Here is a 14,172-nt window from a genome sequence, read left to right as displayed (position 1 = left end):
TCCTGGCGGCACGCCGCGCCCGTCGGACCTGACGGCGTCGTACCGAGAGGTTGGCCTGATGACCCAGCTTTCCACCGCCCCCTCGCTGGTCGCCCCGTGGCGGTTCTTTCCGGCCGAGGTCGTCCGGCTGCACCGGCTGAGCCCTTCCTTCCTCCGGGTGACCTTCACCGGCGACGACTTCGCCACCTTCGCCGATCCCGGCTACGACCAACGGATCAAACTCGTCTTCCCGATCCCGGCACACGGCTTCCGCCACCTTCCCCAGGGCACCGACTGGTACCCGCGCTGGCGAGCCCTCCCCACCGAGCTGCGCAACCCGTTCCGCACCTACACCACGAGGGCGGTACGCCGGGAGGTCCGCGAGGTCGACGTCGACATCGTGCTGCACCCCGACGGCGGCTCGTACGGCGCACACGGTCCGGCGGCCCGTTGGGCACTGGTCGCCGCAGTCGGTGACCAGGTCCAGATCATGGGACCGGACCACGGCTACCCCGGCGACCACGGCGGCCGGGAGTTCCAGCCGGCGCTCGCCACCCGCACGCTGCTGATCGCCGGGGACGAGACGGCGGTACCGGCGATCGCCGCGATCGTCGAACGGCTGCCCGCGCAGAGCCGGGGCGAGGTGCTGCTGGAGGTGCCGGAACCGGCGGACGTGCTCGACCTTCCGGCTCCGCCGCTGGTGACCGTGAGCTGGCTGCCCCGCTCGGGTGCGGCGCACGGCAGCCTGCTGATCCCGGCGGTCCGGGCCGCCGCCGAACGGCTTCTCCCGGCGGACCGGCCGGCCCAACGCGACGGCTCGGAGGAGTCCGTCGACGACGAACTCTGGGAGGTGCCGGTCGGCCTGTCCGGCGACGGGCACTACGCCTGGCTGGCCGGCGAGTCCGGGGTGATCCGGGCACTGCGCCGGCATCTGGTCTCCGAACGCGGCCTCGACCGCGAGTCGGTCGCCTTCATGGGCTACTGGCGACTCGGCAGGGCGGACGACGCGGCCTGAGGCCCAGCCGCGCCCCCGGCGGCGCCAGCCAGCGGCACCGAACACCTCGCCGGGCTACCCTTGACGGCTGTGCCCGGTTACGCATGGCTCAGCCTGACCACCGACTACGGCCTCTCCGACGGGTTCGTGGCGGCCTGTCACGGGGTCGTCGCCCGGATCGCGCCGACGGTCCGGGTGATCGACGTCAGCCATCTGGTGCCGGCCGGGGACGTCGCCCGCGGCGCCACCGTACTGGCCCAGACGGTGGGACACCTTCCACCGGCGGTACACGTGGCGGTGGTCGACCCGGGCGTGGGGACCGCGCGACGTGGCGTCGCCCTGCGTACCCCCGGCGGCGTGTTGGTCGGGCCGGACAACGGGCTGCTCCCCCGGGCTGCGGAGGCCCTCGGCGGGATCGTGGAGGTGGCGGAGCTGACCAGCCCGGAGTGGTTCCCCGAGCCGTCCCGCACCTTCCACGGCCGGGACATCTTCGCCCCGGCCGCCGCCCGGTTCACGCTCGGCGCATCCCTGACCGACGCCGGCCCGGCCGTCGACCCGGCAACCCTGGTACGGCTGCCCGAACCAGTGCTCGTGGCGGGCGACGGCTGGCTGGAGGCCGAGGTACTGACCGTCGACCATTTCGGCAACGTCCAGTTCGCCGCTCCCGGCTCCACGCTGCGACACCTCGGTCCGGTGGTCCGGATCGGCGGGCGGCGGGCGGTCCGGGGCGGGACCTTCGCCGACGCCCCGGCCGGCGAACTCGTGGTCTATCCGGACTCGGCCGACCGGCTGGCGGTGGCGGTCAACGGGGGACGCGCCGACGAACTCCTCGGCGTCGGCCCGGGTGACGTGCTGCGGCTGGAGTGACGGTCCGGGCCGGCCGGCGTACCGGTGCTGATCCGCGCCCTGTCGGGCACCTCGGGATGACAAAACTGTCTACTGTGCCCACGCCGGGCCGCTGTGAAATGCTTACCGCGTGGGGAAACACACGATCGATGTCGCCGCCTGCCCATGCTGCGCGCACCGGACCGGCGGCGGCACCTGCCCGGTCTGCTTCTGGACCGACGACGGTTCCACCGACCAGAACGCCGACACCGCCCGGGGCGGCCCCAACGGCGACCTGAGCCTGTCCGACGCCCGGCTCAACTACGCCATCTACGGCGCGAGCCACCCGCGTTACCAGGACGCGGTCCGCCAGCCCCGTCCCGAGGAGTTGCCCTGACCCCGGGTGGACGGCGCTAGGGCACGGACTCCCCGCCGCCCACCCCCGGGGCAAGCCGCGACGTACCGGCCCTCCGGATCGGCGCGTACGCTACCGGCGGTCGTACGCCTGGATCAGGATGGACGGGTGCCCGAAGGCGACACCGTATGGAACACCGCCCGCGCGCTGCACCGTGCCCTGGCCGGTGACCGGCTGACCGCCACCGACTTCCGGGTGCCCCGGCTCGCCGCCACCGACCTGACCGGCGCGACCGTGTTGGAGTCCACCGCCCGGGGCAAGCACCTGCTGCTGCGGCTGCGTACTCCGGACAGCACACGGCAACCGACCGGCACCGCGGACAGCACACGGCAACCGACCGGCACCGCGGACGGCGAGGCCCGGCTCACCCTCCACTCGCACCTGCGGATGGACGGCGCCTGGCGGACGTACGCCCCGGGAGAGCGCTGGGCGGCCCGGCCCGCGCACACCATCCGGGTGGTGCTGCGTACCGCCGCAGCGGTGGCGGTCGGCTACCACCTGCACGATCTCGCCCTGGTCCCGACCGCCGAGGAACCGTCGCTGGTCGGGCACCTCGGGCCGGACCTGCTCGGCCCGGACTGGGATCCGGCCGAGGCGGTCCGCCGGCTCGCCGCCCGGCCGGGTCGGAGCATCGCCGAGGCCCTGCTCGACCAGACCGCCCTCGCCGGGATCGGCAACCTCTACAAGTCCGAACTGCTGTTCCTGCGCGGGGTGTCACCGTGGACGCCGGTCCGGGAGGTGCCGGACCTGCCGGGCATGGTGGCGCTGGCGCATCGGCTGCTGATGGCGAACCGGGGGCGGTGGACGCAGAGCACGACCGGGTCGCTGCGCCGGGGCCGGACCAGTTACGTCTACGGCCGCCGGGCCGAGCCGTGCCGCCGGTGCGGCACGACGATCCGCAAGCGGGAGCAGCAGGAGCGGGTCACCTACTGGTGCCCGGTCTGCCAGCCCGAGCCCGAGCGGCGCTCCCCCACCGACCCCGGTCACCCCACGTACTGAAGGTTTCCGAAGTCGAGACACCTTCACCAGCTGGCCACCGTATCCAACACTGGCGGTAAGCGGTTGACTGCTTACGGATCGTCAGCAGCTCGCCGGGCCGGTCAGGGTGGACCGGTCGCGGGACGTCGGGCGCTGACGGCGGAGCGATCCGGTCGAGCTGATCTTCCCGGGGAAGGGGTGCGGTCATGTTCAAGAGGTTCGCGGCGAGCCGGGCTGCCCGGGCGGAGCAGGCCAGGCGACAGGACGGAGGCGGTGGACCGACCGGCACCGGCCGGGCACCGGGTACGGTGGTGCCGGCCGCCCGGACCAGCAGCGATCCGCTGGCCGCGCCCACCCTGGACCCGACCGCCCCGCCGGACTACTTCGGCTTCGTACCGAACTTCGCGTACAGTCCGCTGCCGGTCTGCGACGCCGCCGGACGGGTGGCGGCGGGCACCGGGATCCGCAAGTTCGTCGCCTCGCTGCCCCGGACCGGCGACACCGCCAACGAGCTGGGCAACCTGATCCCGGTCGCGGTGCCGGACACCACCACCTACCCGGGCTGCGACTACTACGAGATCGGCGTGCAGGAGTACCACCAGCGACTGCACCCCGACCTGCCGCCGACCCGGCTGCGCGGGTACCGGCAGCTCAACAACGGTACCGACGCCACCGGGCACAACACGGTGACCCCGCCGGCCCGGCCGTACCACCTCGGGCCGCTGATCCTGGCCGAGCGGGACCGCCCGGTCCGGGTCAAGTACGTCAACCGGCTGCCGATCGGCGAGGCGGGCGCGCTGTTCCTGCCGGTGGACCCGACCCTGCCGGGTGCCGGTACGGGTCCGCTCGGCGGGACCGCACGCTATCCGCAGAACCGGTCCGCGGTGCACCTGCACGGCGGCCGTACCCCGTGGATCAGCAACGGCGGCCCGGCACAGTGGACGACCCCGGCCGGTGAGCCGACCGCCTACCCGCGTGGCGCCGGTCACGCCAGCGTGCCGGACATGCCCGAGCCGGCCGCCGGGGCGAGCACCGCCTACTACCCCAACCAGCAGAGCGGCCGGCTGCTCTGGCTCCACGACCAGACGGAGGGGATCGCCCGGCTCACCGTCTACTCCGGACAGGTCGGCCTCTACCGGCTGGAGGATCCGGTGGCGCGGCAGCTCGTCGACGACGGCGTACTGCCGGCCGAGGAGATCGTGCTGGTACTCCAGGACAAAACCTTCGTACCGGACGAGATCCAGCTCGCCGCCCAGGACCCGACCTGGGACGTGGCCCGCTGGGGCGGCTCCGGCAGTCTCTGGTTCCCGCACGTCTACATGCCGAGCCAGAACCCCTACAACGAGTCCGGGACGAACCCGATGGGGCGGTGGGACTACGGGCCCTGGTTCTGGCCGCCGTTCACCGGGATCACCCACGGACCGGCGCCGAACCCGTACTACGACCCGGCGATCCGGCCGTGGGAGCCGCCGGTCCAGCCCGGCACCCCCGTCCCGTCGGCGGTGCCGGACGCGTTCGGAGACACGCCGCTGGTCAACGGCGCCGCCTATCCGTACCTGCGGCTGCGCCCGGCCGCGTACCGGTTCCGGATCCTCAACGCCTGCAACGACCGCAGCCTGAACCTCCAGCTCTACTACGCGGCCTCGAACGCGCCGATGTGGCATCCGGACGGCACGCTGCGCGACGGCGACGCCGGCGAGGTGCCGATGGTCGCGGCCCGGCCGAACCCGGACTTCCCGCCGGCCTGGCCGACCGACGGCCGGTGCGGCGGGGTCCCCGACCCGAACGCGGCCGGCCCGGACTGGATCCAGATCGGCTCCGATGGCGGGCTGCTGCCGGAGGTGGCGGTGCTGCCCAGCCAGCCGATCAACTACCAGTACAACCGGCGGGACGTGACGGTGCTCAACGTCACCGAGCACGCCCTGTTGCTCGCCCCCGGTGAACGCGCCGACGTGATCGTCGACTTCTCGTCGGTACCGTCCGGGTCGAACCTGATCCTCTACAACGACGCCCCGGCGCCGATGCCGGGGTTCGACCCGCGCAACGACCACTACACCGGTGCACCGGACCGGACCACGTCGGGCGGCCCGCCGACCACCCGCCCCGGTTACGGCCCGAACACCCGGACCCTGATGCAGATCCAGGTGGTCGGCGCGCCGGCGCCGCCGTTCGACACCGACCGGCTCCGGGGCGCGCTCCCCCGGGCGTACGGGCAGAGCCAGCCGCCGCCGATCGTGCCGCAGCAGGCGTACGACGCCGCGTTCGGCACCGTCACGCCCCGGAACACGTACGCCCCGGTCGAGGAGACCTCGATCACCTTCACTCCGTACGCCGGTGACTCACCGGTCACCCTGCCGTTGCGCCCCAAGGCGATCGTGGCCGACTTCGACCCCGAGTACGGCCGGATGAATTTCCTGCTCGGTACCGAGTTGCCGAAGACCAGCTCGCTGGTCCAGACCACGATCCCGCTGACCCGGATCGATCCGCCGACCGAGGTGCTGCTCCCCTCCGACCCGGCCGTTCCGGTCGGCTCCCCCGGCGACAACACCCAGCTCTGGAGGATCACCCACACCGGGATGGACACCCAGTCCGTCCACTTCCACCACGTGGACGTCCAGCTCGTCAACCGGGTCGGCCGGGACGGGGCGATCAAGCCGCCCGAGCCGAACGAGGTCGGCTGGAAGGACACCGTCCGGATGAACCCGTTCGAGGCGACGGTCGTGGCGATCCGGCCGACGCTGCCCGAGCCGCTGCCGTTCACCGTCGCGGACAGCACCCGGCTGCACGACCCGTCCCGGCCGGCCGGGACGTCCGAGGGCTACACCCAGGTCGACCCGGCGACCGGCGAACCCGCGGCGGTGACCAACCGGCCGCACAACTTCGGCTGGGAGTACGTCTGGCACTGCCAACTGCTCGGCCATGCCGACGCGCAGATGGCCCGGCCGATGGTGCTGCGGTTCTCGCCGGCCGCGCCGACCGGGCTCGCCGTCACGCCGGAACCCGGCTCGGCGACGATGCTTCCGGCGATCGTCCTGGCCTGGACGGACAACTCCCGGGGCACCGGTACGCCGGGCCCGTTGCCCACCGGCAGCCGGGTGCAGCGGGCCACCGACGCCGGCTTCACCCGCGACCTGCACGCGTTCGCCGTCCCGGCCGGCGACAACCGGTACGTCGACTCGACCGTCACCCCCGGGATCACCTACCACTACCGGGTCCGGGCCGAGAACGGCGTCGCCCACTCGGCGTACTCGAACACGGCCAGCGCGGTGGTGCGGCTGTACCCGCCGACCGGGCTGGTCGCCACGGTGGCGAGCGACCCGCCGCTGCGGGTCAACCGGGGTTGGGTGAACCGTTCCTTCGCCACCACCGTCGACCTGCAACGGGCCACCAACCCGACCTTCACCAGCGGTCTGGTCGCCAGTACCGTCCCGGTCACCGGAAGCTGCCCGGACCCCCGGGTCGCCCCGGACACCACCTACTACTACCGGGTGCGTACCTGCTATCTCGGCGCCTCGTCACCCTGGTCGAACGTCTGCACCCTGGTCACCCCGGCGGTGCCGGCGGCCCCGACCGACCTCACGGTGACGCTCGACGGCGTGACCGACCGCCGGGGCGGGATCAGCCTGCTGCTGAGCTGGGTGGTGCCGCTGACCTGCACGGTCGCCCGCTTCACCGTGCACCGGGCCACCGACGCCGGCTTCAGCACCGGGGTGGCGACGGTGCCGATCCCGGGCGGGGCCCGCTCGTTCACCGACACCGGGCTGGCCCGCGACACCGTCTACCACTACCGCATCCAGGCCGGCAACGCCGCCGGTACCTCCGGGGTCAGCCGCTCGGTCTCGATCCGTACCCCGGCCTGACGCTCACCCGGTCGGGCCGGACCGGTCCGGCGACGCCGTCAGGAGATCGCCTCGGTCGGGCCGGTACGGGAGCGCAGATCCGCCAGGCCACCGGCGACGCCCCGGAGCAGGTCGGTCGCCTCGGTGAGCCGGATCACCGAGGAGTTGTGGTCGTACTCACGCCCCTCCTCGGCCACGAAGCCCGCCGCCGCCGCGACCAGCCGCTCGTACGCCGACACGCCGCTGTCGAGCTGGGCCGTGAGGTGCCGGCGCGCGGTCTCCAGCTCGGCCCGGGTGTCGGCGGGCGCCACCCGTACCGCCCGGTCCACACTGGCCACCCGCTCGGCGAGATCCCGGAGGGACTCCTCCGCCACCGTCGCCTCCAGCACGGCCGGGCCGGCGGGACCGGTCAACCGGCCGGCGAGCCCGGCCATCGTCGTCGCGGCCCGGTCCAGCCGGAGCCACGGCTCGGCCGCGGCCGTGCCGCGCAGGGCGACCCGGGCGCGCTGCCGGCGTACCTCGACGAGAGCCTGGCGCCCGGCGGGCAGCCGCTCGACCGCGGCGACCAGCCGGGCACGGACATGTTCCGACGTCACGGGCTCGGGAGCCGGTGGCACCGGCTGCGCGGAGAGCTCCCGCAGGTCCGCCCAGCGCCAGACGGCCAGCATCACCGAACCGCCGGCCGCCGCCGCCCAGGCCGCATCCGGCAGCCCCAGCCCCTGGTAGGGGGTGAGGACCGCCGCGGCACCGCCGAGACCGCCCGCGAGCACGCTCCACCGCCGTACCGACCGGCGCAGGCTCCGCAGCCGGCGCAGGTGGCGGGTTCGCAGATCCGCCATTTCGACCTCACTCCCGATGACCGCCGGACCACGCCGGCTCAGCCCGCGGCGCTACCGCCGCCGGCCTGCTTGTCCCGGCCGAGACTGGCCCGGATCTCGTCCAGCCGGGCCACCCCGGCCGGATCGGCGGCCGGAGCCGCCGACTCGACCGCCGGGTTGGCGGTCCCGCCCGCCAGCTTCTCGCCGGCCATGCTCGACCGGATCTGCTCCAGCCGGGACGCGCCGGCCAGGTCGAGGGTGGACTTCTGAATCTCCAGCATCCGACCCTCGACGGAGTTGCCGGCCAGCTCGGCCCGGCCCATCGCGTTGGCGTAGCGCCGCTCGATCCGGTCCCGCACCTCGTCGAGCGAGGGGGTGTTGCTCGGCGCGGCGAGCGCGGACATCGATTCCAGCGACTTGGCCACGCTCTCCTGCATCTTGGCCTGCTCGAGCTGGCTGAGCAGCTTGGCCCGCTCGGCGAGCTTCTGCTGCAGGATCATCGAGTTGTTCTCGACCGCCCGGCGTGCCTGGGCGGCGGCACCGATCGCCTGGTCGTGCAGGGCCTTGAGGTCCTCGGTCGACTGCTCGGCCGCAACCAGCTGGGTGGCGACGGTCTGCGCGCTCTGCTCGTACTTCGCCGCCTCGGTCTCGTCGCCCGTGGCCCGGGCACGATCGGCGAGTACCAGGGCCTGGCGGGCCATCCCCTGCAACCGTTCGACCTCGGACATCTGCCGGGACAACCGCATCTCCAGCTGGCGCTGGTTGCCGATCACCGCGGCGGCCTGCTGGACGAGCGCCTGGTGCTGGCGCTGTGCCTCCTCGATGGCCTGCTGAATCTGCACCTTGGGATCGGCGTACTCATCGATCTTGGCGCCGAACAGTGCCATCATGTAGCGCCAGCCCTTGACGAACGGGTTCGCCATCTCCCGGTATCCCCTCAGTGTCATCAGTCCGGTGGCCGTGCCGCCGGCCCAGGAAAGGCGCCCGCGCGACAGGATCTCCATCGTCCCAGGATCGCGCCACCCCGGCATACGACCTCAGGGGGATATCCACCGGATATGCCGCTAGGGGCCCACCGTAACGCGGTTCGCCCCCGGCGAGCCACACCTTCGGGTCGCGGGGAGCCCTGAGGGACCGGTCAGTGGAGCTGAACCCGATCGAAGTGGGACTCGGCCGACGAGGCGGGACTCAGCGGGACTCAGACGACGCAGACGACGTCCCGCTCCGGGTTGGTGGTCGGGCGGATCCGGCGGGTGGTTCGCAGGGTCGCCTTGAGCGGCGATTCCTGCCGTACCGTCACCGAAACGGTGCCATCGGTCGTGATCTGACGTACCGGCTCGGCGCCGAGCTGGTGCACGCCGCCCTCGGCGAGGGTACGCAGGGCCCGGTCGGCCAGCGCCGGCCGGACCAGGGACGCCTCGACCAGCGCCGACTGCGCCGCGGGCTCGGTACGTGCCGGCTCGGCGGCAGCGGATTGCCGTACGGGCTCGGCGGCAGCGGACTGCCATACGGGCTCGGCGGTCGCCGGCTGGCGGGTCGACTCGGCGGCACCGGGCTGGCGGGCCGGTCCCGGGTACGCCGAGGCGGTCTCCTCGACCGTTCCTCCGGACTCCGGATGCCTCGCCCCGCCCCGCCCGGACGCCGGGCTCTCCTGAACCGGCGCCAGCACCCCGGGCAGCCCCTCGGCCACCTCGACGGTGTCGCTGACGTCGCGGAGCAGCTCGGAGAGGCGGGCGCCGAGCGCCGCACAGATGGCGGCCAGCAGCTCGCTCGACGCTTCCTTCTGGCCCCGCTCGATCTCGGAGAGATAGCCGAGGCTGACGTTGGCGGCGGAGGAGACCTCGCGCAGGGTCCGGTGCTGTCCCTGCCTACGTGCGCGCAGCGCGTCACCGATCACCCGGCGTAGCAGGACCATCGCACCTCCCGTGTCGCGGGCATCACACTCTCCCGGACGTCGGACCGCGCCGTCACCTCGACCCCACTGCCCTGCGCAGCTGTGCTACCTCGTCGTTGCGACAGCAACTGTGCTGCCTCGTCGTTGCGACAGCAACTGCCGCCTCGTCGTTGCGACAGCAACTGTGCCACCACGTTGCGGGGTGCCCGCGACGTCGACTGCCCGAGCCTTCCCGCAACGGTACCCGCTGCGTCCGTCGGCGACATCCCGCCCCGCCCGTCCGATCTTCACACCCTCCGTCGGCCGATCTGGTTGCACCGCTGGGCAGGGTGGAGAAACGAGGGGGGAATGCGCCGACCGACGGGGGGCGATCAGCGCCCGCCGCCGACCGGACTCTCGACGGCCTCGGCGTGCAGCCGCTCGGCGAGCAGGTGCAGAGCCCCGCTCACCGCGCCGATCCGGATCCGCAGCCGGTTGCCGTCCAGGTCGAGTCGGCGTACGACGGTGCCGGCGGGTCCGGCCGCCGCCACGAAGACGAGTCCGACCGGCTTGCCGTCCTGCGGTTCCGGGCCGGCCACCCCGGTGGTGGAGAGGCACCAGTCCGCGCCGCAGCGCGTCCGGGCCCCCTCGGCCAGTGCCACCGCCACGTCCGGGTCGACCGCGCCCCGCTCGGCGAGCAGCTCGGCCGGTACGCCCGCCAGCGACGACTTCAACTCGGTCGAGTACGCCACCAGGCCGCCCCGGAACACCCCGCTGACTCCGGCGATGTCGACGATCGTGGCGGCCAGCAGGCCACCGGTGAGCGACTCCACCACCGCCAGGGTGGCGCCCCGGTCGACGAGCGCGTGCACGACCGCCGCCGCCCCGTTGTCGGCCGCCCGGGCCGGGTCGTCGTCCATCCGATCCTCCTCCGGTCAGGCACCGCGTCCCGTCGGTCCTGCGTGTGTGTCCGGTCCAGGGTTCCACCCGTCGAGAGTTCTGTCCGCTCGACGTTCCGCCGGTCCAGCGTTGGCGTTCTGCCCCGTCCAGCTTCCGCCCGTCCGTCCGGTACGCCGGTCAGGGTGCCGGGCGTCGCAGCCGCAGCGCCCGGACCAGGTAGTCGAGCCCGGTCACCACGGTCACCACCACGGCGACGCCGAGGATCCAGGGGCCGACCCCGGCCACGCTCTCCGGCACCGGCCAGAGATACCAGACGATGGCCAGGATCTGGACGGCGGTCTTGGCCTTGCCGCCCCGGCTGGCCGCGATGACGCCGTACCTGATCACCCAGAAGCGCATCAGCGTGATGCCGAACTCGCGGACCAGGATGAGTACGGTGATCCACCAGGGAATCCGGTCATACCAGGACAGTAAGACCAGAGCGGTGCCGGTGAGCGCCTTGTCTGCGATCGGGTCGGCCACCTTGCCGAACGAGGTGACCAGTGCCCAGCGCCGGGCGATCCACCCGTCGACCAGATCCGTCGCCGAGGCGACGGCGAAGGTCAGGCAGGCGGCCACCCGCCAGCCGGAGTGCACCATCCCCGAGCTGACCACCAGCCCGACGAAGACCGGCACCAGCGCCAGCCGGAGCGCGGTGAGCCCGTTGGCCGCGTTCACCACCGGGACCGGACCGACCCGACCGGGTACCGGATCGACGGCCGCCACCCGGCGCGGCTCGGTACCCGCACCGCCCCGACCCGTCGTGGGCTCGACCGTGCCGGCCGGCACCGGCGCGCCCGCGGTGGCCGACATCGAATCCGCCGCCTCGGTCACGGTGCCGTCCCGATGCCGACGCGCTCGGGGACCGCCACCGACGGGACCGTCACTGCCATCCCGGTCACCCCGCCCCACGCGGCGCCGCCGAGACCATCTCCTCCGGTACAGCCACCAGGTCCACGCCCTCGGTGCCGGTGACCCTGGCCCGGACCAGGTCACCCGGGCGTAGCGCGGCCAGGTCGACCCCGCCGCCGGCCGGAGCGACCAGGGTGGTCGAGCCGTCCACCTCGGGCGCCTGGTGGGCCGCCCGGCCCTCCACCAGGCCACCGTCCACCGAGTCGACCAGCACCTCGACGACCGCGCCGAGCCGCTCCTCGGCCCGCTGCGAGCAGAGTTCGTCGGCGAGCGCGCAGAGCCGGTCGTACCGTCGCTTGATCGTGGACGGTGACACCTTGCCCGACAGACCGGCGGCCTCGGTGCCGTCCTCGTCGCTGTAGTCGAAGACACCGACCGCGTCCAGCCGGGCGGCGGTGAGGAAGCGCTCCAGTTCCTTCACGTCCGCCCTGGTCTCGCCCGGGAAGCCGACGATCACGTTGCTCCGCGCCCCGGCGTCGGGGGCGAACTCCCGCACCGACGCGAGTAGTTCGAGGAACCGGTCGGTCGAGCCGAACCGGCGCATCCGGCGCAGCACCGCCTCGCTGGAGTGTTGGAAGGAGAGGTCGAAGTAGGGCGCCACCCCGGGGGTGGTGGCGATCACCTCGACCAACCCGGGGCGGGTCTCGGCCGGCTGGAGGTAGCTGGCCCGGATCCGCACGATGCCCTCGACGGCAGCGAGCTGCGGCAGCAGCTTCTCCAGCAGCCGGGGGTCACCGAGGTCCTTGCCGTAGGAGGTGGAGTTCTCGCTGACCAGTACCAGCTCCCGGACCCCCGAGCGGGCCAGCCACTCCGCCTCGGCGAGCAGGTCGTCGGGGGTGCGCGAGACGAAGGCGCCGCGGAAGGTCGGGATGGCACAGAACGCGCAGCGCCGGTCGCAGCCGCTGGCGAGTTTCAGCGAGGCGACCGGGCCGGAGTCCAGCCGGTGCCGCAGCACCGGGCGCAGGTGCGCGGGGGTGTGCTCGTCGGCCAGCAGGGTGCCGCCGGCCGGACGGCCGCCCGTCCCGCCGTGCCCGGGCAGCACGACCGCCCCGCCCTGCCGGGCCACCGGGGTCAGCGGCAGCAGCTCGCGCCGGTCCCGGGGGGCGTGCGCGGGAAGCTGCTTGCCGGCCAGCACGTCGTCGAGCCGGGCCGAGATGTCGGGGTAGTCGTCGAAGCTGAGCACGGCGCCGGCCTCGGGCATGCCCTCGGCGAGCTCCCGGCCGTACCGCTCGGCCATGCAGCCCGCCGCCACGACCCTGGCCCCGGTGTCGGCGGCGGCCAGCAGCGTCTGGATCGAGTCCTGCTTGGCCTTCTCCACGAAGCCGCAGGTGTTGACCAGCACCACGTCGGCGCCCTCGCCGTCGGTGGTCACCTGCCAGCCGTCGGCGTGCAGCCGGGCGGCCAACTCCTCCGAGTCGACCTCGTTACGGGCACAGCCGAGGGTGAGCAGCGCGACCCGGCGGCCGGCGTTCGAGGAGGAGGAATCGGCAGACACCATCCGAGCCTACCGGGAGAGCGGCGCCGCCTCGGCACGGTGGCTGCCCCGCACCGCGCGTCACCCCAACCGGCGGCCCGATCCGGTAGCCGGCACGGCAGCCCGATCCGGTAGCCAGCACGGCGGCCCGATCCGGCGGCGCAGTGCCGGCTGCCCCCGCAGTCGGGGGGTCAGCCGGTCCAGCCCGGCTCACGGGTCAGCCGGTCGAGCAGGAACACCTCGCTGCCGGCCAGGCCGACCGAGCAGAAGACGGTCACCTGGTCCGCCGTGGTCCGGCCGGGCTCCGCGCCGGCCAGCACCGCGCCCAGCGCCCGCAACCGTCCGGCGTACGTCCCGACGGTGCCGAGCATCGGTGGGTCGTACGCCCCGGCCTGGGCCAGCGAGTCGGTGACCAGCAGATCCGCCCGGTCCAGCAGGTCGGAGCCGAACTCGGCCCGACCCACCTGCTTCGGCCCGATGGTGTTGAGGTGGCTGCCGGGGCTCAGGTCGGTGGCCGAGATCACCGGGGTGGGACTGGTGGTGGCGAGCACCACGACGTCGCGGTCGCGTACCGCCTCCGGGGCGGTGGCGACCGCTCGGGCCGGAATGCCCAGTTCGGCCCGGATCCGGGCGGCGAGCTTCTCCCGCCCGGCCGGGGTACGGCAGAAGACGGTGACCTCGCGCAGCCGGCGTACCGCCGCGATGGCCCAGACCTGTGCCCACGCCTGCCCACCGGCACCGACCAGCCCGAGTGTGGCCGCGTCCGGCCGGGCGAGCGCCTGTACCGCCACCCCGCCGAGCGCACCGGTACGCCGGGATCCGATCTCCTCGCCGACCGCGATCGCCCGGACCCGTCCGGCAGCGGCGTCGTGCAGGGCCACCACCTGCTCGCCCTCGGCATGCCCGAAGGTGTCGTACGAGCCGAAGCCGTACCACTCGCCGCTGAGCTGTCCGGCGCCGAGTACCAGCCGGCCACCCGCCATCGGTGCGGCCACCCGGGGCGGGGCGACGAGCCGGCCTCGGTACGCCGCCAACAGCGCGTCCCGGATCGCCCGGGTCGCCGTCTCGGCATCCAGTCGGGCCGCCACCTCGGCGTCGGTGATGAACTGGGTCATAACCGGATTCT

General features: G+C 73.6%; 11 protein-coding genes and 1 pseudogene. 5 read left to right on the top strand and 7 right to left on the bottom strand.

Features of this window, described 5'->3' with window-relative positions; genetic code table 11:
• Positions 1-58: 58 nt before the first annotated feature.
• The 5 genes from ABNF97_RS17345 (at position 59) to ABNF97_RS17325 (ending at position 7,051) form a co-directional block, all read left to right on the top strand.
• Positions 59-994, top strand: coding sequence for a siderophore-interacting protein (locus ABNF97_RS17345; RefSeq protein ID WP_349339141.1), 936 nt, complete (start codon positions 59-61; stop codon positions 992-994).
• 69 nt (positions 995-1,063) lie between these two features.
• Positions 1,064-1,840 carry an SAM hydrolase/SAM-dependent halogenase family protein gene (locus tag ABNF97_RS17340; RefSeq protein ID WP_349339140.1) on the top strand — a complete coding sequence of 259 codons (777 nt, stop codon included), beginning with the start codon at positions 1,064-1,066 and terminating at the stop codon, positions 1,838-1,840.
• A 109-nt stretch (positions 1,841-1,949) separates the two neighbouring features.
• Positions 1,950-2,195 carry a CPCC family cysteine-rich protein gene (locus ABNF97_RS17335; protein WP_349339139.1) on the top strand — a complete coding sequence of 82 codons (246 nt, stop codon included), beginning with the start codon at positions 1,950-1,952 and terminating at the stop codon, positions 2,193-2,195.
• Between the two features lie 126 nt (positions 2,196-2,321).
• On the top strand, positions 2,322-3,212 hold the full coding sequence (locus ABNF97_RS17330; protein WP_349339138.1) for a DNA-formamidopyrimidine glycosylase family protein: 891 nt from the start codon (positions 2,322-2,324) through the stop codon (positions 3,210-3,212).
• A gap of 185 nt (positions 3,213-3,397) precedes the next feature.
• A complete protein-coding gene (locus ABNF97_RS17325) occupies positions 3,398-7,051 on the top strand; it encodes a multicopper oxidase domain-containing protein (RefSeq protein ID WP_349339137.1) in 3,654 nt (1,217 codons plus the stop codon).
• A gap of 38 nt (positions 7,052-7,089) precedes the next feature.
• Here ABNF97_RS17325 and pspM read toward each other — a convergent pair whose 3' ends face one another.
• The 7 genes and pseudogenes from pspM to ABNF97_RS17290 all read right to left on the bottom strand — a co-directional run bounded on the left by pspM (position 7,090) and on the right by ABNF97_RS17290 (position 14,161).
• Positions 7,090-7,869 carry a phage shock envelope stress response protein PspM gene (pspM, locus tag ABNF97_RS17320; RefSeq protein WP_130464218.1) on the bottom strand — a complete coding sequence of 260 codons (780 nt, stop codon included), beginning with the start codon at positions 7,867-7,869 and terminating at the stop codon, positions 7,090-7,092.
• 38 nt (positions 7,870-7,907) lie between these two features.
• Positions 7,908-8,771 carry a PspA/IM30 family protein gene (locus tag ABNF97_RS17315; protein WP_130466201.1) on the bottom strand — a complete coding sequence of 288 codons (864 nt, stop codon included), beginning with the start codon at positions 8,769-8,771 and terminating at the stop codon, positions 7,908-7,910.
• A 683-nt stretch (positions 8,772-9,454) separates the two neighbouring features.
• Positions 9,455-9,763: pseudogene (locus ABNF97_RS17310) on the bottom strand (helix-turn-helix domain-containing protein); the annotation flags it as partial.
• A gap of 350 nt (positions 9,764-10,113) precedes the next feature.
• On the bottom strand, positions 10,114-10,641 hold the full coding sequence (locus ABNF97_RS17305; RefSeq protein WP_130464219.1) for a nicotinamide-nucleotide amidohydrolase family protein: 528 nt from the start codon (positions 10,639-10,641) through the stop codon (positions 10,114-10,116).
• A 157-nt stretch (positions 10,642-10,798) separates the two neighbouring features.
• A complete protein-coding gene (gene pgsA / locus ABNF97_RS17300; RefSeq protein WP_349339136.1) occupies positions 10,799-11,473 on the bottom strand; it encodes a CDP-diacylglycerol--glycerol-3-phosphate 3-phosphatidyltransferase in 675 nt (224 codons plus the stop codon).
• Between the two features lie 85 nt (positions 11,474-11,558).
• The gene (gene rimO, locus ABNF97_RS17295; protein ID WP_130464221.1) at positions 11,559-13,070 is read right to left on the bottom strand and encodes a 30S ribosomal protein S12 methylthiotransferase RimO; all 1,512 of its coding nucleotides are present in this window, start codon (positions 13,068-13,070) and stop codon (positions 11,559-11,561) included.
• A gap of 167 nt (positions 13,071-13,237) precedes the next feature.
• Positions 13,238-14,161, bottom strand: a complete 924-nt coding sequence (locus tag ABNF97_RS17290; protein WP_349339135.1) for an ornithine cyclodeaminase family protein — start codon at positions 14,159-14,161, stop codon at positions 13,238-13,240.
• Positions 14,162-14,172: the final 11 nt, after the last annotated feature.

Origin of the sequence: Plantactinospora sp. B6F1, from assembly GCF_040120695.1 — a bacterium.
Lineage (GTDB): Bacteria > Actinomycetota > Actinomycetes > Mycobacteriales > Micromonosporaceae > Plantactinospora.
The sequence above is the reverse complement of the archived record's forward strand: the minus strand, read 5'-3'. Positions and strand labels throughout refer to the sequence as shown.